Below are 20,058 nucleotides of genomic sequence, written 5' to 3' on the forward strand. Positions count from 1 at the left end.
TTGTAGACAATGAGAGTAATTAAGCTACTTATTTTCTTAAGTTTTATATTTTTTTCTCTGAGTTCGTGTTCGCTGTTCAAAATACAAAAACAATCAGAACAGTTAGCTGATCTAGCCTTTATTTCAGGAACAGTAAGTACGGAATATTCCGAATATCCAATCTATGTTGTGTTACTAAAAAAACATGAAAATCATCTAGAAAAACAACAACAAATTTTACTGAATAATAACAATGCCTATCAGTTTAGCGTCCTGCCTGGCAACTATATTGTCGGTGCTTATATTGATGAAAATAGAAATGAAACCAGAGAAAAAAATGAAAAGTCAGCTGTGTATAGCTCAGCCGGAAATCTATTTGATGTAATAGAAGTAAATGTAGATGAACATCGAATGCTACCTGAGATCACCATCACAGGTTTATTAGATATCAACAATAATAAAGTTAAAATGCGTATTGAGAAATCACAGCTTAATATGGGCAAAGTGACGACACTCGATGATCCGATATTTTCAGCAGAAAATGCCGACTTAGGCCTATGGCAACCTATCACGTTTATCAATGAACTTGGTAGTGGTTTGTTTATGCTACAAAATTTTCAGAAAGGCAAAATACCCGTGGTATTTGTTCATGGCATGCTAGGTAACCCAACCGAATTTAAAGGCATGATTGAGCAACTAGATAAAGACAAATTTCAACCTTGGGTACTCTATTACCCAAGTGGTGTGCAATTAGAGCTGGTTAGTCAATATTTACTCGAGGCATTAAGCCAACTAGAAGCTGAGTATAACTTCAAAGATATCTATTTAGTGACTCACAGTATGGGTGGGCTTATGTCTCGATCCTTTTTAATGAAACATCAACAGCAAAAAGCGAGTTTTAATGTTTCATTTTATATGACAATAAATAGCCCTTTATATGGCATGAATAGCGCAAAATCAGGCGTAGAAGTATCACCCGTTGTCATCGCTTCATGGCGAGATTTAGCAACCAACAGTGACTACATCAAAAAAGTCCATCAATGGCAAATCCCTAACGATACAAAATATCATTTAGTATTCTCATATTTACCAGAAGAAGAAGGTGATGGCGTTGTGCCGTTAAATAGTCAACTATCTTTATCACTTCAAGATGAAGCAACAAAAGTCTATGGTTTTAATGCTCAACATGCTGAGTTACTAAATAATGACGACTTTATCGCTCGATTCAATAAACTATTAACAACACACGCTAGAATCAATAATAAAACAGATTAACTAACCTGAGCACGGCTTAATTATCTAAAACTATCGTTAATCCCAGTTAATACTCTGTTTCCTGGGCAAAGAACATCTTGACTTAACTGGTTTAATGGCGTGTCGTTGGTATCATTAATTTCGTGAAAATCACTGGCTGTTGGCTCTAAATAGAAAAGTCCGGTTAAAATTTTCCCTGCCTGTTTATGCTTTTCTATATCCATAATGGCTTGGCTCGCATTACGACTATCGTAATTATCATCTAGTTTTTGAATGCGCATAATTGAGCCATCATGCAAACACACATCTTCACATTCCCCATTAGCACTACTACTCGTTATTTCTGTTTTAATTGGCACAAAATCTGTAACAGCACCTGTAGTGACATGATCATGAACATAATCATAAGAACGTGTTGAGCCAGCATGGTTGTTAAAGGTGACACATGGAGAAATAATATCAATAAACGCAAAGCCTTTGTGACTCATCGCCGCTTTTAATAAAGGCACCAGCTGCTGTTTATCTCCTGAAAAGCTTCGCGCAACAAAACTAGCTCCCAACTGTAACGCCATAACACATAAGTCAATATCAGAAAATAAGCTTAACTCACCGGCTTTGTTTTTCACGCCCTTATCCGCAGTCGCTGCTAACTGACCTTTTGTGAGGCCATAAACGCCATTATTTGCCACAACGTAAACCATATTCAATTGCCTGCGCACTACGTGAGCAAATTGGCCAAAGCCGATTGAAGCACTGTCACCATCGCCTGACATGGCTAGGTATAATAAATCTTGATTCGCTAAATTCGCTCCCGTAGCAACAGAAGGCATTCGTCCATGTACCGAGTTAAAGCCATGTGCTTTATTCAAATAATAGTTTGGTGCTTTTGATGAACAACCAATGCCTGACAATTTAGCCACTTCATGCGGAGGAATAGAAAGTTCATAGCATGCCTGAACTAATGCTGAAGTTATAGCATCATGGCCACAACCAGCACATAGCGTCGATAATGCCCCTTCGTAATCGCGATAGGTTAAACCTAAGTCATTAACAGGTAGACGTGGGTGGCGAAATGTTGATTTTATAAAACTCATCAGTATCTACTCCTTAACCTGTTTTTTGATTAACTTGGTTTGCTGATAGTTGCGCTAAAACCGCTTCAACGATGAAACAACTGGTTATTGGCAAGCCATCAAAATTCAAAATGCTCGCCAATTTATTTGGATCAATTTGCAGCTCATTCACTAACAAACTCTTCATCTGTGCATCCCTATTTTGTTCAATGACAAATACTTGTTTATTATTGAGGGAGTGCTCTTCAATAAAATCTTCTATGCTCTGGTGAAATGGAAAAGCTTTGATACGTAAACTGTCTGCAATTAATCCCTGTTCTTTTAATTGCTCTGTCGCTTCGACAATTGCATGGCTTGTCGTACCAAAAAAAATAAGCCCTAACTGTGCTTTTTTCTGACCTTGTTTGACTTCAGGCTCAGGAACATACTGAACAGCCGTGGCAAACTTTTTTGACAACCTTTCCATATTATCAACATAGTCAGCCGACTTTTCGGTATAACCCGCAAATTGATTTCGCGAAGTGCCACGCGTAAAGTAAGCGCCTTTATCAGGGTGAGTTCCCGGTAAAGTACGATAACAAATGCCGTCATCATCAACATCTAAATAGCGACCAAAAACTTCAACCTCATCAAGCTGCTCTGCTGATAACACCTTACCTTTTTGATAGGTTTTATCATCTTGCCAAGAAAACGCTTCCGAGAGGTGATCATTCATCCCTAAATCCAAGTCACTCATAATAATAACGGGTGTTTGTAATTGGTCTGCAATATCAAAAGCTTGTGCGCTTAACTCAAAGCATTCACTCGGGCTATCAGGAAATAACAATACTTGCTTAGTATCACCATGTGACGCATAAGCACAGGCAAGAATATCTGATTGCTGGGTTCTGGTAGGCATGCCAGTAGACGGACCCGAACGCTGAACATTGACTAAAACCATGGGTGTTTCGGTAAAATAGGCAAGGCCTAAAAATTCAGTCATTAACGACACACCAGGGCCAGAGGTGGCGGTAAAAGCTCTAGCGCCATTCCAACCTGCACCAATAGCAACACCTATTGCAGCTAATTCATCTTCAACTTGTACTATGGCGAAATTCTTTTTACCGCTCGCTGGGTCAATACGTAATCTATGACAATAACTGGCGAACTTTTCAATCACTGAGGTGGAAGGGGTGATGGGATACCAACCTGTCACCGTTGCGCCACCAAAAACAGCGCCGAGTGCTGTGGCAGTATTACCATCAACCAAAATACGATTATTGACTAAATCTCGAGTGGCAACATTGATATCAAGAGGACATATAAAATGCTCATTGGCATATTGATGCCCAAGCTCTAAGGCATAAATATTAGGCGTTATTAGCTTTTCTTTGCCTTTAAACTGATCTCTGACTAAGCCCTTTAATAAGGTAAAATCCATCGACAATAATGCTGCCAATGCCCCTACGTAAATCACATTTTTAAATAGCTGTCGCTGCCTTGGGTCGTTGTATTCTTTTAAACAGATATTCGATATGGGTATACCTAAATAATTAATATCAGCTCGAATTTGCTTATCCAATAAAGCTCGACTTGAATCATACAGTAAATAGCCACCCGATTTGACACTATCAATGTCATCATTGAGACTTTGAGCATTCATGGCAACCACCATTTCTGATTTGCCACCACGCCGGCCTAAATAATTTTTTTCAGAAATTCTGACTTCATACCAAGTAGGCATGCCTTGAATATTTGATGGAAAAATGTTCTTAGCACTAACAGGAATGCCCATTCTTAATATCGCTTTAGCAAACATATTGTTGGCACTGGCAGAGCCGGTACCATTAGTATTAGCAAAACGTACTACAAACTCGTTAAGTAAAGGACTATCAACCGAATCATTACTCGCCGCTTCTACGTCTTTATTCATTACACTATTCGTCATAAGTATTGACCTTGCTGATTAAGTACTACTTTATTGTGGCATTAACATTATTAAGCATAAGCTTTTTCATATCCCAAGCACCTGTTGGGCAGCGCTCTGCACATAGGCCGCAATGCAAACAAACATCCTCATCTTTCACCATGATGTGACCTGTTTTCAGTGGCGCTGAAACTAATAAACTTTGCTCTGTGTTTAACTCAGAAACCCGAAATTGCTTAACCATGTCGTTATCATCGGTAGTTTCTTCAACAAAGTTGATGCAATCCATCGGACAAACATCTTCACAGGCCGAGCATTCTATACAGGTATTTTCAGTAAAAACCGTATGCACATCACAATTTAAACAGCGACTAGCTTCTTGTAGAGCAAGCTTCTCGTCATAGCCTAATTCCACTTCCGTATTTAAGGTTTTAACAGCCTCTTCCCAAGAAATATGTGGCACTAAATTACGGGCTTGATGATCAATACCGCTTTGATAGCTCCACTCATGAATACCCATTTTTTGGCTGACTAAATTGAAGCTAGTGTCAGATCTATCTTCGATGGGATCGGCATTTTGACAAAATAAATCGATAGAAATTGCGGCTTGATGACCATTGGCAACAGCGGAGATAATATTTTTAGGACCAAAAGCCGCATCGCCACCAAAAAATACATTAGGCAAACTCGATTGTAGTGATTGGCTATTTACCTTGGGACTATCCCATTGATTAAATTTAATGCCGATATCACGTTCAATCCAATCAAAAGCGGTATCTTGACCAACGGCAACCAACACTTGATCACATTCAACCAACAAAGTTTCACCTGTCGCTTGTAAACTACGGTTACCTACTTTGTCGTAAACAGATTCAACCTGCTCAAATAACACAGCCACCAACTTGCCGTTTTCTATCTTATATTCCAGCGGATTATAATTTGGCTTGATGGTGATGCCTTCTGCCGCCGCATCTTCTTTTTCCCACGGAGAAGCTTTCATTGCTTCAAAGCTTGAGCGTACGAGTACAGTAACTTCTGCCGCACCTAAGCGTTTCGCTGTTCGGCAACAATCCATAGCAGTATTACCACCGCCTAATACCACAACTTTTTTCGGTGATGGGTTTTCTTCGTCATATTTCAAGTGCTCAAAAGACACTTTGGCAAGCCAATTAATACCGGTATCTATTTGTGGATGCGTTGCTTTTGGGTCAAGTTGGTCATGACCAGGTATTTTCAGCCACCTGCCATTGGGTGCGCCTGTGCCGACAAAAATAGCATCAAAGTGCGCCTGTAATAATTTATCCAATGAAGTAATTTCTTCGCCAAAATGGCATTCAAGCCCCATATTGATGATGTAGTTCAACTCTTCATCAAGTACGGTTTCAGGTAAGCGGAAAGCCGGAATTTGGCTGCGCATCATGCCACCGGCTTTCGCGTCACGCTCAAACATTACAACATCATAGCCAAGTGGCAATAAATCTCTGGCAACCGTCATAGACGCGGGTCCAGCGCCAATTAGCGCAATACGTTTGCCATTTTTTTTACGAGGAATTTTCGGTAGATAAGCACTGATATCTTCTTTATTATCCGCCGCAACGCGTTTTAATCGACAAATAGCAACGGGCGTTTCTTCAACACGACCGCGACGACAAGCAGGCTCACAAGGGCGATCACACACTCTACCTAACACACCAGGAAAGACATTAGACTCCCAATTAATCAAGTAGGCATCGGTATAGCGCTTTTCAGCAATTAATCGAATATATTCTGGAACGGGTGTATGAGCAGGGCAGGCTTGCTGACAATCAACCACTTTAAGAAAGTGTTGGTAATTACTGGTATCAGTTTTCTTCAAAGTTTACTCCTTTTACAAAAAGTACTTACTTGAAACGGTCACTGTATATTTTATAACCTAATTTTTATAGTTTAGCTTGTTAATTTTTAAATTGATTTAATACCTTAGTACCATGGTTAATTTTAAGCGCATTGTAAACCTGAGTAATTGTATTACTTTGATGGTTGCTGGTTTTTTTCGAAATACGCTTTTGCTTGTTCTGTGACTTTAGGGGCTAATAATACCGTTGAAATCATTGTGGGAATTGCCATAAGCGCATACATAATATCAATTAAATTAATGACTAACGCTAAAGACGATACGGCTCCGACAATAATTAAACATAAATAAAACCAAACATAGGCTTGCTCAAAACGCTTCCCTAATAAAAACTCCGCACATTTACTACCATAATACCAAAAGGTTAACACTGTACTGGTACTCAGAAAAAACACCACAACAGTTAGCAAGTAACCGCCAACATTAGGGAAAGCTTGTTCAAAGGCTTGCGCTGTTAAACTAACGCCCGTTAATTTTAAATCGCCAACATCGGTGACCAAAATGGCTAACGCTGTGCATGTACATACTATTAAGGTATCAACGACAGGTCCTAAGGTTGCCACTAAACCCTCTCGCGTTGGCTCATTAGTTTTTGCCGCGCCATGTGCCATTGACTCGGTACCTATACCTGCTTCATTTGAAAATGCCCCGCGTTGCACGCCCACTAATACAACCGAACCTATAAAACCTCCAGCCACAGAGCTGCCACTAAATGCACCTATAAATATCGAAGAAAAAGCGGCAGGAATAGCGGCAAAGTTTTGCAAAAGCACTCCTAAGGTTAAGAGAAAATAACAAATAACCATGATAGGAATAACACGACTGGTAATTTTCGCTAAACGCTCAAGCTTACCCATAACAATATATGTAATAAGTAAACACAATAATAAGCCAGCGATAAAATCAAAGTTAAAGTGCTCATTCGCGGTTGCTAAGCCATGAGGAATAGCAACAAAGTCCCGTAAGACTTGTACTAACTGATTAATTTGAAAAATAGGTAAAGCACCAAACATACCGCCAAGACAAAAGAGCCAAGCCAAAGGTAGCCACTTTTTACCTAACCCTTCTCGAATCACATACATAGGACCACCTTGTATGCGGCCACTACGATCTAAACCGCGGTATTTTACTGCCAAAGTTGCGGTATAAAATTTAGTGGCAATGCCTACAAGTGCTGTTATCCACATCCAAAAAATAGCCCCTGCGCCACCAATAGTTATGGCAACTGCCACGCCCGCTATATTGCCTAGCCCTAACGTACCCGATAACGCCACCATTAAAGCTTGAAAATGCGTTAAATCCCCCTGAGCTTTATCTTCTTTAGAAAACTTGCCTAATGTAATATCAACAGCATGTTTTAAATAGCGATAAGGAAGAAAACGACTGTGAAAAACGAAAAATAGCCCACCACCAACCAATAAGATAACCAGCGGTAACCCCCACATAAAACCAGCAATTTTTCCAAGAGTAGTTGTTAATTCATTCATATAAATAGTTTCTATTGCGGTTAAAGTAAAAGGCTTTGATCTATCTGATGATATTCATCAGCAGCATTGATCAGAGAATTAGCAGTTAAATTAGCAACGCCATAAACAATGGTTTTTACCTGATGCTCTGCTTTCACGTGAGTTAATAACAAGTCAAAATCACCATCTCCAGATAGTAATACTATGGTATCTATCTGCTTGCTAGCTGCGGCAGCCATCACATCAATCGTTATACCCACATCCCAGTCACCTTTAGCGGAACCATCAGCACGTTGAATAAAAGGCTTTAACTTAATATTAAAACCAATGTGCTTTAAAGCTTGCTGAAATTTGTGCTGCTGATCATCACTCCGTTGAATAGCATAGGCATTGGCTAAAACAATATCACCTTGCGCCATTAACTCTTGCCATAAAAGTCGATAATTGAATTGTCGTTGGAAACTATCTCTGGTGGTGTAATAGATATTTTGTACATCAACAAATACTGCAATTTTCTGCAAAATATTCCCTTCCTAAGATATTAGTCTAAATTGTTCGAACAATAGCCATTTTTTCTGTACAAAGCCTTGTAGCTACTGAAATAAACCGTTAAAATATTAACAAAATAATAACAAGTTAACCGTGTGCTTAGGGATAACCTATGTCTTTTGAAGATAACTATCAAGTCACTTCTAAATTCAGTGAACATACTCACGATTTTTTATCTAGTCATCATATCGCGCCAACCCCAGCAAATTATGCCGTTGTTTACTTATACATCAGTAATGAAAATGAGTTGTTAACCGCTGCAATTGACAGACAGCTACATAAAGGCGAAACCATTAACGCCGATTTTCTTGCCGATTTATTCTCACGTTATGTGTCTTTTAGTCAACAAGTAGAAAATACTGTTTTAGCGCCGTTTGAAGAGACATTAAGCAAAACTATTGCCACATTAAGCACGCAAATTACTAAAGAAAATAAAGCCGCGGATAGCTTACAAAAATTAGATAAAATTCTTACAAACACGGACCATCATGCCTCGCTAGAAAGTATCGTAACCTACTTATTTAACACCATAAGTAAAACAAAGTCTCAGCATCAAAGTTTTTCTCAAGATTTAACCTCTACACAAAAAGAAATAAATCAGCTTAAAGAACAACTGGCAGCATCTCGCGAAGAAGCCTTGGTTGACTCATTAACAGGCTTACTAAACAGACGCGGCTGCGATGAGAAATTACAAGCCTTAAGTCTTACAGATACCCACTCTTCCTTAGCCATCGACATTGATCATTTTAAAGCCATTAATGACAAGTTTGGTCACTTTATTGGTGATAAAGTCATTCAACGTATTGCCAAAACCATCAAAGATCATACTGAAGAACAAGACATTGCCGTTCGTTTTGGCGGTGAAGAGTTTGTTGTAGTTATGACCAATAAAGATTTATATGCCGCTAAAGTCGTTGCTGAAAAAATTCGTGATAGTGTTGCTAAAATGAAGTTAATTCAACGTGAAACCAACACCTATCTGCCACCAATATCTGTTTCTATTGGTGTTGCCCAAAATAATAAAGCCAAAAATTGGGTCTCTTTATTCGAACAAGCTGATACCGCTTTATACAAAGCAAAAAATACCGGTAGAAACCGCTGTATTTGTGCTTAATTTAGTAAAACACGCCACGAGTTCGTCTTATAAGATAGCTTAATCATCAGGCAATTTTGAAGTCATTCAGCGAAGATGTTAAACTTCGCGCTTTGATACATTCGAACCACTATTTTAGCCATATGATGACTTTTCTGCGCTCGTTCTTCTATTTTATTTTAAAGCTTCCTTTACGATTATTGACTCGAAGTAATATTGTTGTCGATGCTAAAACACCGGCAGAAACTTCCGAAAAACCTATTTTCTACGTCATCAGTCATCAATCTGCCAGTGACCTGCTAACTTTACAATTAGCCTGTAAAAAGCAAAACTTGCCCGATCCATTAGAGCAAGTTGTTATTAACAATCAAAGTTTTAATCGCACTTTATGTATAGCAAAGTCACCTTCTGTATTAAGTTTCAAACGCGGCGAAACCAATGCGTTAAGTCAAGGTTTAGCCATACTTAATCAACACAATACTAATAGCCAGCTAGATGCACAGTTAATACCAGTCAACCTCATTTGGGGCAGAACACCTACTCAAGAAAAAAACAATGCCAATATTGCATCACTACTTTCTGAACAAGCTTCACCAACTTGGTTAAGAAAGTTTTTCATCATCTTATTTTTAGGACGCGACAGTTTAATACGTTTTAGTGAAGCGGTGTCATTAAGGTATATGTCTGATCATCACGGCAATGACGAATCAACCGCACATAAATTATTGCGTGTTGCTCGCTTTCACTTTCACCGTCAAAATATTGCAGCGAAAGGACCTCGCTTAATTCATCGCCAGCAAATGTTTACAGCACTTTTTGCTAACCCTTCCGTTAAACGCATTATTCAAGACGAGGCCAAAAGCAAGAACATCAGCGAAGAGAAAGTTAAAAAACAAGCGCAAGCTATGATGAAAGAAATTGCCGGTGACTATAGTGTCTCGTTAATTCATCTTGGTGAGCGCGTGCTCTCTTGGCTCTGGGGGAGACTATATAGCGACATTAAGGTACACAATTCACAAGTGTTAAGAGAATTAGCGCAAGACGGCCACGAAATAATTTATGTTCCCTGTCATCGCAGCCATATGGATTACCTACTGCTTACTTACATTATTTTAAAAGAAGGCTTAGTCATCCCACGTATTGCAGCCGGCATCAACTTAAACTTCTGGCCAGCAGGTCCTATCTTCAGAAAAGCAGGGGCATTTTTTATTCGCCGAAGTTTCGCTGGCAATCGTTTGTACTCAACGATTTTTAGAGAATACTTAGGCTTATTATTTGAACGCGGTTATCCCGTTAAATATTATACTGAAGGTGGGCGTAGCCGCACAGGACGTTTACTCGCCCCTAAAACAGGCATGTTAGCCATGACCATTCAAAGTTTACTACGCGGCATAGACAGACCCCTTACGCTTGTGCCTGTTTACCTAGGCTATGAACACGTGATGGAAGTGGGCACTTACCATAAAGAATTGAGTGGCAGCGAAAAGAAAAACGAGTCAATGTTTGGCATATTAAAAGCCATTAAAAATTTACGTAACTACGGTAATGGTTATGTTAATTTTGGTCAGCCAATCAACATTAATAATTACCTCAATACACAAGTGCCAGAGTGGAAAGAGGCGATCAACCCAGTCAACCCACAAAAGCCAAATTGGTTAACACCCACAGTAAATGACATGGCGCATCAGCTTATGTTACATATAAACCAGTGTACTGCTCTCAATGGTGTAGCACTTGTGGCTTTAGCGCTTCATGCCTCTGAAAACAAAGCGTTAAGCAAAGCAGATTTAGAAAAGCAACTAGACTTTATGTTGGACATTCAGCGCCAAGCCCCGTTTAGTGAACAAATGACCATTCCAACTGACTCTGGCGCCAATATACTTGCCCATGTAATTTCACTTAATAAAGTTACAGTGTGCGATGACAGTTTTGGCACAATCATTTCACTTGATGATTCTGCTAGCCTAGAAATGCGTTATTATCGCAATAATATATTGCATACTTATGCCTTAATTGCTTTAGTCTGCAAATTATTAACACATCATGGAAAATTAGCTCACCAAGAGCTTTTAGCACAAGTGAGCAGCTTATTAGGCACGCTAAAAGATGACTTATTCTTATGGCAAGCGCCTGAACAAATTACACAACAAGCGGAGCAAGTACTAAACTTTCTTGCTGAGAGTGATATTGCCAAACAAAGCAAAGCGCAGTTTTGGTCACTCACTGACAACACAGAGCAACGCAGTAAAGTTAACTTATTAGCTGAATGTATGGATGAAAGCTTGCAACGACTCGCCATTATTAGCTTTTTAACCACACAATTAGCGCCAACATCTAAGCGTAATTTAGAAGAAAAAGTTGTTGCTATAGCCAAGCGTTTGTCGGTATTAAACAATATCACTGCACCAGAGTTTATCGACAAAAAAGCGCAAGCAACGCTTATTAATACCATGAAAGACTTAGGCTACATAGTTGTTGATGATGATGGCTTGCTCAACGCCACTGAAGCAATGGATGAATTAAAAGCGTCAGTAACGCCGCTAGTATCTATTGAGGTGCTACAAAGTATTGCTCGCTAGCCACATAAAAGCCGCCAAATTAATCATAATGGTTATCCAAAGCACTACCTTAAAAGGCTTTTTTTGGGACTTATGCCTCAACGTTTGCTGTGCGATAACTGCGCCGGGCCAGCCACCGAAAAGTGAAAACATATGCAATGTTTTCTCAGGTATTCGCCACGTTCCTTGTCGAGCTTTAGCCTTATCTAAAGCATAAAGAATAAAGGTGACAAAGCTAAGCGAAATATAAAACCAGCTAACACCTTGAGGTAGGTGACCAAGGTATATAGCAAGCACGACCGAAACTAAAAAGATCAGCGAAAAGTACATACTTGCATATTTCATTTGGAATAATTATCCCTAGAAAATTAACTGCTCAGGAAAGAAAAGCACCAAGAGCAATACCGCGACCTGTATCAATATAAAAGGAATAACGCCTTTATAAATGGTGGTGGTTTTTAAGTATGATGGCGCCACCCCTTTAAGGTAAAACAAACTAAAACCAAAAGGAGGTGTTAAAAATGAGGTTTGCAGATTCATAGAAATCAGTATTGCAAACCAAACCAGATCAATATCTAACGCAATGGCCACAGGCATTAAAATAGGTACCACCAAAAAGGCAATTTCTATAAAGTCGATAAAGAAGCCTAAAATGAGAATGGCTACCATAGCAATAATAATGAAAGTCCACTTCTCCCCAGGTAATTCCATAAAGAAGTCTTCAATAATGTATTCACTACCTGAATAGCTAAACACCATTGAAAAAGCCGTTGCTCCAATTAATACCGCAAATACCATCGAGGTAACTTTAACCGTTTCTTTAGAAATTTCATGCGTTTTAGCCAGCGAGAAATTGCCGTAAAGAATGGATAACAAGACAGCACCCACAGCACCTATAGCTGAAGACTCAGTAGGAGTTGCAACCCCTGAAAAAATAGAGCCGAGAACGGTAATAATAAGTATCAAAGGTGGCACTATATCTTTTAGTGCTTGTACTAAAAGCTCGCGCTTGTTTTCGTTAACCTTTATTGGCGGACAAAATTCAGGTTTTACCTTGCCTAAAATTAAAATATACAAGGCATAGGCAACAATCAGTAACATGCCTGGAATAACTGCAGCTTTAAACAAGTCACCAACAGGTACTCCCATTACATCGCCTAAAATTATTAAAATAATGGACGGAGGAATAATTTGCCCTAACGTGCCTGACGCACAAATAACACCGGTAGCAGTAGGTTGATGATAATTATTTTTAAGCATCACTGGCAAAGAAATAACACCCATAGCCACAACACTAGCGCCAACCACACCAGTAGATGCAGCCAATAAAGCACCCACCACAATGGTTGAAATAGCAACGCCCCCGGGCATTCCACCAAACAATTTAGCAGCTGACTCTAATAAACGCTCAGCTAAACCCGTTTTTTGTAACACTATCCCCATAAAAATAAACATGGGAACGGCCATCAAAATGGTATTTTCCATGATGCTCATTATGCGATAAGGCATAAATTCAAATAAATCAACGCCAAGGGTTAAAGCACCAACAATTAAAGAGATACCTGCAAAGGTAAAAGCAACAGAGTAGCCTAAAAATAAGCAGACTAACGCAATGGCAAAAAGTATTATGCCTGTCATTATTCAAGCCCTTCTTTGGCGGTAGAGTTTAGTAAAACCTTAATTTGTGTCAGCACCACATATACAATTGCCAACATTAAAAAGACGGAAGAAAATGGAATGACAGAGCGAACAATCCAGCGGTGAGGTAGTCCTCCAGGATCACCACTGCCTTCCCCCATGGTATAAGCTTCTAACGTGTAATCAATACTGTAATAACAAATCAGTATGGTGATAGGCAGGGCAAAAACAATCGCGCCAAAAATATTCACGCATGCTTGTATACGAGGCGACATACTTTCATAAAATATATCAACACGAACATGGCTATCTTCTTTGAGGGTATAAGCAATGCCAAACATAAACATTGCCGCAAAAAGGTGCCACTCTAGCTCTTGCATTGCGATACTCACGTCATTAAAAAAGTAACGCATGACAACATCGTAAAAAACATTAATAACCATTAATAGCATTAAAATACTGCAAAAATTGCCTAAAGCATCCAGTATTTTGGCGATTACTTTTATAGAAAAATTCATTGAGGTATCAGATCCGATTGCATTTTGCAGCATAAAAACAGCTTATGCTCAATGGTAATGAGCATAAGCTTACTTCATAGAGAAAAGATATCAATTAATGTTTATCGCTTGTGTCCAAATAAGCGCGATCAGACAAATTAGTCCATGCACGTGCTTTAGTTTGATAATCAGTAATTGAATTTAAGATTTCTGCAGTCATTGGATCTTTAGCCGCAAACTCTTTTAAAAGCGCACTATTAGTTTCTTTAATGGCTTTCATTACTGGCTCTGGGAATGAGCGCACTTTTACATTGGGGTAATCTTTCTCTAGCGCAGCTAAATTCATCGCACTTTCATGATAAGACTGTGCATACATATCATAAGCTGCAGCTTTCATCGCTACCTTCAGAATTTCTTGTAAGTCTTTAGGCAATTTATTATAGGCTTTTTCATTAATCATAAACTGCATTTCAGAAGCAGGTTCATGCCAACCTGTATAATAGTATGGCGCTATTTTATGAAAACCCATGCGTAAGTCTAATGATGGTCCCACCCACTCAAGTGCATCAATAGTATTTCTCTCTAGCGCCGTATACAGTTCGCCTGATGGAATGTTTGTCGGTTTAGCGCCTAATTTTGCAAGTACTTCGCCTGCAAAACCAGGAATTCGCATTTTTAAACCTTTTAGGTCATCAACAGAATTAATTTCTTTTTGGAACCAACCACCCATTTGGTTACCTGTATTCCCCCCTGGAAAAGATAAAATGCCATATTGACTATACACTTTTGCCATCAATTCCATGCCGCCACCATAATAGAACCAAGCGTATTGCTCAGGAGCAGTCATGCCAAAAGGAATACTGGTAAAAAATAAGGTATTGAAATTTTTACCTTTCCAATAATAAGAGCCTGAATGCCCCATTTGATAACGACCGGTTTTAACAAAATCAAAAATACCTAATGGCGATTTATGTTTATTTGAAGAGTCTATTCGAATGATCAAGCGTCCATTCGACATTTCCTTAACCATTTTAGCCATGTTCTTTGTAGCATCACCAAAAATGGGAAAGTTTGGTCCCCAAGTTTCCGCAAGCTTCCACCGATAGACCTTACCATCTGCAGCATTAGCTGCCCCCGATAAGCCAAACGACAATAACAAAGTAAGTAGTAAACCAACTGATTTTTTCATTCCTTTATCCTTGTTTTAATTTATGTTTTATTTTTAGCCATCTATCTTTAACAATAAGTTCCGTAAAAGTAAATCATACTTCTGTCGTAATTTGATCATTCAGCGAGAACACTTATAGCACTTGTTATTAAAGGTACTCGACAAAAATACCAATAAATACCACCATGCCAACCCAATGGTTATGTAAAAAAGCTTGAAAACATTTTTCACGTTCACGGTTAACGATTAACATTTGTTGATAAGCAAACATACCTCCAGCAATCACAATACTGAGTTGATAAGGCCAACCAAACGCTAAGAGATCACCCACAGTAAACAAGAGTCCAATCACCAATAACTGTAATAGCCCTATAATACGTTTATCATGATTACCAAATAAAATAGCCGTAGATTTCACCCCTATCTTTACATCATCATTTCTATCAACCATGGCATATATAGTATCGTAAGCCACAGTCCACAGTAGATTGGCGAAAAAAAGTAGCCATGCATAGGTAGGCACTTCACCCTGAGCTTCTGAAAATGCCATAATCATTCCCCAACTAAACGCAGCACCGAGTACTACCTGAGGCAATTGCGTATAACGTTTCATAAACGGGTAAGAAGCCGCTAAAAGCAGGGCAATAACGGATAAATAAATGGTTGGCCAACTAAGGGTTAACACTAACCCTAACGCAATACCAATAAGCAAACCAAAAAGATTGATAGCTTCATCTTTAGTCATGATCCCTGACACTAACGGCCTGTTTTTAGTCCGCTCAACTTTGCCATCAACTTTCATATCCGCTATGTCATTAATAACGCAACCCGCGCTGCGCATGACAAAAACACCTAAACTAAATACCAAAAATAAATGGATATTTGGCCAACCATCGCAAGCAATCCAAAGTGCCCAGTAAGTTGGCCATAACAATAAATACGTCCCTATAGGTTTATCCATACGGGTAATTAGTTTTATTGCTAACCATTTTTCCTTTAAGCTATTCATCATTTTAATACTCTATTTGATGATCTTTTTGATAGGCAAAAGCACCGGGTAAAAATACTTCGGCAACCATAAGTGGCTTGTTTTTCAAAACAAAGACTGAACGACGTCCCCATAAACTCTTACTTTCTTCTAGGTGTAATTTCTGTGCTAAGGTCGTCACTGAACTGCCTCCCTTAAACTCAGCCACTTCAATAATGCGGCGCTCAAGTGAAGGATTATTAAAGAGTACCTGCCCCAATGACTGAGTGCCTAAATGGGCTAAGGCTTGTTCTTCTCCTGTCAAACTTGATAAAGGCAATAAACTACGAGCAAAAACTTGCGGCACGTCATCACAATATAACAACACTTCTCGTACCAACACCTCTTCACCTGCGACAATGTCCGCAAACGTTTCATGACTTGAACATGGTTCAACTTGCTGGCCAAGTAACTCAACACGAAAATGCTGGCAATGCTCTTTTAACCGAGCAGTCAAAGAGTTACGGTCAAGCAACCAGGTTTGCAAATATGCTGATAATTGATAATGAGCGGCCTCTTGCCAATGGCCTGCTAAGGTAACGGGAAATAACGACTGTAAGTTCATAAATGGTTAAGGTCTATAGATCTTCACTAAATAATAGCTAGCATGAGTAAATCAACCGCTATCATAACAGGGCTACACCTAGATGCACACGTTAGCGATGTAGAGTGTCAAAAATAATTAAACTTTTTCAGGAAAAAAATTAATTTGCAGGTTATGATAAGAACAATACGCAAGCTTTGCGCCGCTGATTAAATTCAAGAAATAACACTTATGTTTAAATATTTATTAGTTTTATCGTTACTATTCATACCACTATCAAGTAAAAGTGCTGATTACGCTTATTTTGGTTTTGAGCCCGATATTGTTACTAACTATGTCGCCGTGAAAAAGAAAATGGGTTACGTACGCTTAACTGTTGAGTTAATGGTTGCCGGTGAAAATTTAGAAATTGTTGAACATCATTCGCCTTTATTGCGTGATGCCATCATTACCATTATCGGCAAACAACCTGAAGCGAAAGTAAAATCGATCAAAGGCCGCTCTGAAATTCAATTGTTATGTGAAGAACAAGTCAAAGAATTATTAACCCAAGAAACAGGTAAGCCACTGATCAAAAAATTATTATTCACACAATGGTTAGATAATTAATTAAAGTGCACCTTTAGCTTTTGCTATTCAAAGCTTGGGTTCCCAAAAGTACAGAAATACACACAAAAAAGCCAAAGAGTAAACTTTGGCTTTTTTGTATGTCAATCCATACTATGATGAGATTGACAGATAACTGAAAATTTATCGTTTTGTGGCTACGTCTTCAGTTACTTCAACTTTTGCATCAATACGACGGTTTTTAGCATGAATTTCCGCGCTATCACCATCATCTAATAAACGCTCTTCACCATAGCCAACCGCTGATAAACGCTCGCGACTAATTGAGAATTTGTTTACAAGCACATCGACAACGGCATCAGCACGTTGCTGAGAAATTTTCTTATTGTATGCTGCACTACCTGTTTTTGACGTGTGTCCTTCAATCACTAATGAGACTTGTGGGTAGGTCGTCATGAAATCAGCCATTCTTTTAATTTCAGGTAAATACTCATCTTTCACTATCGCTTTACTGGTATCAAAGTTAACTAAAAGATGCATAGTACGTTGTGCTTTGGTAAAAATAGTACAACCGTTTTCATCTACTTTATCGACAGCTGGCGTTTCAGGGCAATTGTCTTTACTATCAATCACACCATCTTTGTCTGCATCTTTTACCGCAGCAACAGGCGCTACTACAGGTACTGGCTTAGGTGCTGACTCTGCTTTTACTGGTGCTATTTGTTTCTTTTTAGCTGGCTTTGATTTACTTTCATCACCAAAAAAGTAGATAAAACCTAATTTTACACTGGCATCTTTAAAGCTATCTGAAAATTGATAGTGGCCTTTACCTTCAAAATACATTGCCGTTTTTTTGCTAAAATAATGGCGATAACCTGCGCCTAGATCTAACGATGTTTTACCATCAACAATATCTAAATAATCAACACCACCAACCACATAAAAATTTTGCTTAGTTGGGAAATATAAAGCATCAACCACAGCAGATGAGGCATCTGGCTCACTAAAGCCAACATTTTCTCTTACTAAATTAATGTGACTATAAGAGAATCTAAATTCTGTTGACTCGTTTAAACGATAGCCGACTTCACCACCAAAACCACTACCATGATCTACATTAGAGTTAGGGTTTGCCGTCATTAAACGATCATTGTCTGTATCTATATGAAGTAAATGTGCACCACCATATATTTTACCAACCAACTCTTCGGCTGTAGGTTGTTCGTTAGCAAAAGCGGGTGAGAAAAATACAGGAGCGACTACCAGTGCAGCCAGTAAATTATAAGATTTTTTCATAGGGGCTAATTCCATTTTAAAGTATTAAAGTGTCGTTATAAAATTTGCCGGCAATTTTAACAGTTTTTTTACACTTAAATAGACTTTATCGCGAATTTAGCGACATTTTTTGCAACTATCTTAACCTGAACTGGGTTTAAGAGATAATTTACCGATTGAAAGCTATGTATGAATTAAGTAAAACTCTCTAGCTTGACAGTTTTACTTAATTCAAAGCAAATTTCGCGTCAATAGCAGGCCTATTTCAAGTAAATTTAACACTGAAGTAAGAAGAATAGCTGATAGAGAAATATTTATTAAGCTGGGCTCAGGTTAACTATTTTTTGAGAGTTTTCACCATAAAAACAGCGAATAAACATCCTGAAATTAAGCCTAGCAAATGCGCTGTATTGGCCATACTCACAGGCAATAAGTCAGCATAGCCTAATAACAGCCAGAATAATAAAAAGCCGACGATAGGCTTAGACAAAGATAGACCTTTTTCGGGTGCTAAATAGCCATACCACCACACAAAGCCCATTAAGGCATAAACTACCCCAGATAAACCACCAAAGTTAGCCCCTGAAACAAGGAATTGCCCAAGATTAGAAAAAATAGCAGAGATAAGCAGCAGATTAATTAAAGTAGATTTTCCTAATACTTTTTCAATACTACCGCCGAGCTGCCACCACCACATAGTATTGAAAACAATATGTAGCCAAGAAAAGTGAAAAAATGCCGGACCGATAATACGCCATGGTTCGCTAAAAAAGGCCTCTAATGATAGACGAGAGAAAAACCTCAGCTGCGAAAAAATACTTTGCGCCCAACCTAAATCACTGGCTAAAAAGACCAGCCAACAAAAGAAAAAAACGGTGAGTGTAACAATGCCCGCATGGGCTAAAAAGTTTTCCTTAAAACTTGCCAATAAAGATAAATCGTTGCTATCAACATCTACAGTTTCACCATGCTGCCAAGCGGCTTGTTGGTATTTACTATGATAAGGTTGCTTGATAAATTGCTCAAACTCGACTTTAGCTTGTTCAAGCTGATGGGGTGAACAAAAAACAATATAAGCGTGTTCAGATTGTGCTACTAAACCTTGGCTTTCTTCCTTCTCCACTATAGCGTCAATATTTAATGTCACTAAATAATTAGCAAATAAGTGTGCAAGATTTTTTTGCTCAACTCTCACTAAAGGTGACAAATCATCCATAACGTCTTTCGTCATCCGATAAACTAGCGAGAGATATGATCAGGGTATTGCAATTGCCACTGCGTAAAGCCGCCATCTAGCGAATACACTTGGGTGAAATCTTGACTCACTAGAAACTGTGCAGCTTGCTGGCTAGAGTGACCATGGTAACAACAGACAACAACAGGCACATCAAAATCTGCTTCACGCAAGAAATCAGCTAAATTATCATTGGTTAAATGAATTGCGCCAGTAATACGGCCACTAGCAAAAGCATTAGCATCACGAATATCCACCACCACGTGGTTATCATCACCAAGTAACTTGGCCATTTCATCTACTTGCATATGCTTAAAGGTTTGCTCATTCGCCATA

Annotated in this window: 18 protein-coding genes; 4 read left to right on the top strand and 14 right to left on the bottom strand. The window is 38.8% G+C overall.

Translation table 11 applies throughout. The features are described 5' to 3' along the window. Window positions 1-9 precede the first annotated feature (9 nt). Window positions 10-1,254, top strand: a complete 1,245-nt coding sequence (locus tag AC27GZ_RS04350) for an alpha/beta hydrolase (RefSeq protein WP_487093649.1) — start codon at window positions 10-12, stop codon at window positions 1,252-1,254. Between the two features lie 20 nt (window positions 1,255-1,274). On the opposite strand, the gene AC27GZ_RS04355 is transcribed toward AC27GZ_RS04350, so the two are convergent. The 5 genes from AC27GZ_RS04355 to AC27GZ_RS04375 form a co-directional block, all read right to left on the bottom strand. Beyond that, window positions 1,275-2,327 carry a 2-oxoacid:ferredoxin oxidoreductase subunit beta gene (locus tag AC27GZ_RS04355; protein WP_487093650.1) on the bottom strand — a complete coding sequence of 351 codons (1,053 nt, stop codon included), beginning with the start codon at window positions 2,325-2,327 and terminating at the stop codon, window positions 1,275-1,277. A gap of 13 nt (window positions 2,328-2,340) precedes the next feature. Further along, window positions 2,341-4,233: a 2-oxoacid:acceptor oxidoreductase subunit alpha gene (locus tag AC27GZ_RS04360; RefSeq protein WP_487093651.1), complete on the bottom strand. Its 1,893-nt coding sequence runs from the start codon at window positions 4,231-4,233 to the stop codon at window positions 2,341-2,343. 25 nt (window positions 4,234-4,258) lie between these two features. Beyond that, window positions 4,259-6,067: an FAD-dependent oxidoreductase gene (locus AC27GZ_RS04365; protein ID WP_487093652.1), complete on the bottom strand. Its 1,809-nt coding sequence runs from the start codon at window positions 6,065-6,067 to the stop codon at window positions 4,259-4,261. Between the two features lie 152 nt (window positions 6,068-6,219). Beyond that, on the bottom strand, window positions 6,220-7,593 hold the full coding sequence (locus AC27GZ_RS04370) for an alanine/glycine:cation symporter family protein (RefSeq protein WP_487093653.1): 1,374 nt from the start codon (window positions 7,591-7,593) through the stop codon (window positions 6,220-6,222). A 20-nt stretch (window positions 7,594-7,613) separates the two neighbouring features. Further along, a complete protein-coding gene (locus tag AC27GZ_RS04375; RefSeq protein ID WP_487093654.1) occupies window positions 7,614-8,093 on the bottom strand; it encodes an NYN domain-containing protein in 480 nt (159 codons plus the stop codon). 140 nt (window positions 8,094-8,233) lie between these two features. Between AC27GZ_RS04375 and AC27GZ_RS04380 the strand changes: the two genes are divergently transcribed. Both AC27GZ_RS04380 and plsB read left to right on the top strand, forming a co-directional pair. Beyond that, a complete protein-coding gene (locus AC27GZ_RS04380; RefSeq protein ID WP_487093656.1) occupies window positions 8,234-9,235 on the top strand; it encodes a GGDEF domain-containing protein in 1,002 nt (333 codons plus the stop codon). A 122-nt stretch (window positions 9,236-9,357) separates the two neighbouring features. After that, window positions 9,358-11,793, top strand: a complete 2,436-nt coding sequence (gene plsB / locus AC27GZ_RS04385; protein WP_487093657.1) for a glycerol-3-phosphate 1-O-acyltransferase PlsB — start codon at window positions 9,358-9,360, stop codon at window positions 11,791-11,793. Here the strand turns inward: plsB and AC27GZ_RS04390 are convergent. The 6 genes from AC27GZ_RS04390 to AC27GZ_RS04415 all read right to left on the bottom strand — a co-directional run bounded on the left by AC27GZ_RS04390 (window position 11,773) and on the right by AC27GZ_RS04415 (window position 16,667). Next, window positions 11,773-12,117, bottom strand: a complete 345-nt coding sequence (locus AC27GZ_RS04390; protein ID WP_487093658.1) for a DUF1294 domain-containing protein — start codon at window positions 12,115-12,117, stop codon at window positions 11,773-11,775. The genes plsB and AC27GZ_RS04390 overlap by 21 nt on opposite strands. Window positions 12,118-12,132: 15 nt before the next feature. Then, a complete protein-coding gene (locus AC27GZ_RS04395; RefSeq protein ID WP_487093659.1) occupies window positions 12,133-13,410 on the bottom strand; it encodes a TRAP transporter large permease in 1,278 nt (425 codons plus the stop codon). Continuing rightward, the gene (locus AC27GZ_RS04400) at window positions 13,410-13,928 is read right to left on the bottom strand and encodes a TRAP transporter small permease subunit (RefSeq protein WP_487093834.1); all 519 of its coding nucleotides are present in this window, start codon (window positions 13,926-13,928) and stop codon (window positions 13,410-13,412) included. The genes AC27GZ_RS04395 and AC27GZ_RS04400 overlap by 1 nt, the downstream gene beginning before the upstream one ends. Before the next feature lie 94 nt (window positions 13,929-14,022). Continuing rightward, window positions 14,023-15,096: a TRAP transporter substrate-binding protein gene (locus AC27GZ_RS04405; RefSeq protein ID WP_487093660.1), complete on the bottom strand. Its 1,074-nt coding sequence runs from the start codon at window positions 15,094-15,096 to the stop codon at window positions 14,023-14,025. A gap of 127 nt (window positions 15,097-15,223) precedes the next feature. Further along, window positions 15,224-16,087, bottom strand: a complete 864-nt coding sequence (ubiA, locus tag AC27GZ_RS04410; protein WP_487093661.1) for a 4-hydroxybenzoate octaprenyltransferase — start codon at window positions 16,085-16,087, stop codon at window positions 15,224-15,226. A gap of 1 nt (window position 16,088) precedes the next feature. Next, a complete protein-coding gene (locus tag AC27GZ_RS04415) occupies window positions 16,089-16,667 on the bottom strand; it encodes a chorismate--pyruvate lyase family protein (protein WP_487093662.1) in 579 nt (192 codons plus the stop codon). Window positions 16,668-16,877: 210 nt separating this feature from the next. Between AC27GZ_RS04415 and AC27GZ_RS04420 the strand changes: the two genes are divergently transcribed. Continuing rightward, on the top strand, window positions 16,878-17,255 hold the full coding sequence (locus AC27GZ_RS04420) for a flagellar basal body-associated protein FliL (RefSeq protein ID WP_487093663.1): 378 nt from the start codon (window positions 16,878-16,880) through the stop codon (window positions 17,253-17,255). A gap of 141 nt (window positions 17,256-17,396) precedes the next feature. Here AC27GZ_RS04420 and AC27GZ_RS04425 read toward each other — a convergent pair whose 3' ends face one another. The 3 genes from AC27GZ_RS04425 to glpE all read right to left on the bottom strand — a co-directional run bounded on the left by AC27GZ_RS04425 (window position 17,397) and on the right by glpE (window position 20,057). Beyond that, entirely contained in the window at window positions 17,397-18,509 is a 1,113-nt protein-coding gene (locus tag AC27GZ_RS04425; protein ID WP_487093664.1) for an OmpA family protein, read from the bottom strand. A 316-nt stretch (window positions 18,510-18,825) separates the two neighbouring features. Then, a complete protein-coding gene (gene glpG / locus AC27GZ_RS04430; RefSeq protein WP_487093665.1) occupies window positions 18,826-19,719 on the bottom strand; it encodes a rhomboid family intramembrane serine protease GlpG in 894 nt (297 codons plus the stop codon). 8 nt (window positions 19,720-19,727) lie between these two features. After that, complete coding sequence (glpE, locus tag AC27GZ_RS04435; protein WP_487093666.1) at window positions 19,728-20,057, bottom strand: thiosulfate sulfurtransferase GlpE; 330 nt, start codon at window positions 20,055-20,057, stop codon at window positions 19,728-19,730. Window position 20,058 lies beyond the last annotated feature (1 nt).

This window comes from Colwellia sp. SU-HH00943 (assembly GCF_057546125.1).

Bases quoted from the DNA above. Each gene is read 5' to 3' on its own strand.
- AC27GZ_RS04350 (WP_487093649.1), top strand. From the start codon at position 10: ATGAGAGTAATTAAGCTACTTATTTTCTTAAGTTTTATATTTTTTTCT.
- AC27GZ_RS04355 (WP_487093650.1), bottom strand. From the start codon at position 2,327: ATGAGTTTTATAAAATCAACATTTCGCCACCCACGTCTACCTGTTAAT.
- AC27GZ_RS04360 (WP_487093651.1), bottom strand. From the start codon at position 4,233: ATGACGAATAGTGTAATGAATAAAGACGTAGAAGCGGCGAGTAATGAT.
- AC27GZ_RS04370 (WP_487093653.1), bottom strand. From the start codon at position 7,593: ATGAATGAATTAACAACTACTCTTGGAAAAATTGCTGGTTTTATGTGG.
- AC27GZ_RS04380 (WP_487093656.1), top strand. From the start codon at position 8,234: ATGTCTTTTGAAGATAACTATCAAGTCACTTCTAAATTCAGTGAACAT.
- plsB (WP_487093657.1), top strand. From the start codon at position 9,358: ATGATGACTTTTCTGCGCTCGTTCTTCTATTTTATTTTAAAGCTTCCT.
- AC27GZ_RS04390 (WP_487093658.1), bottom strand. From the start codon at position 12,117: ATGAAATATGCAAGTATGTACTTTTCGCTGATCTTTTTAGTTTCGGTC.
- AC27GZ_RS04395 (WP_487093659.1), bottom strand. From the start codon at position 13,410: ATGACAGGCATAATACTTTTTGCCATTGCGTTAGTCTGCTTATTTTTA.
- AC27GZ_RS04400 (WP_487093834.1), bottom strand. From the start codon at position 13,928: ATGAATTTTTCTATAAAAGTAATCGCCAAAATACTGGATGCTTTAGGC.
- AC27GZ_RS04405 (WP_487093660.1), bottom strand. From the start codon at position 15,096: ATGAAAAAATCAGTTGGTTTACTACTTACTTTGTTATTGTCGTTTGGC.
- ubiA (WP_487093661.1), bottom strand. From the start codon at position 16,087: ATGATGAATAGCTTAAAGGAAAAATGGTTAGCAATAAAACTAATTACC.
- AC27GZ_RS04415 (WP_487093662.1), bottom strand. From the start codon at position 16,667: ATGAACTTACAGTCGTTATTTCCCGTTACCTTAGCAGGCCATTGGCAA.
- AC27GZ_RS04420 (WP_487093663.1), top strand. From the start codon at position 16,878: ATGTTTAAATATTTATTAGTTTTATCGTTACTATTCATACCACTATCA.
- AC27GZ_RS04425 (WP_487093664.1), bottom strand. From the start codon at position 18,509: ATGAAAAAATCTTATAATTTACTGGCTGCACTGGTAGTCGCTCCTGTA.
- glpG (WP_487093665.1), bottom strand. From the start codon at position 19,719: ATGACGAAAGACGTTATGGATGATTTGTCACCTTTAGTGAGAGTTGAG.
- glpE (WP_487093666.1), bottom strand. From the start codon at position 20,057: ATGGCGAATGAGCAAACCTTTAAGCATATGCAAGTAGATGAAATGGCC.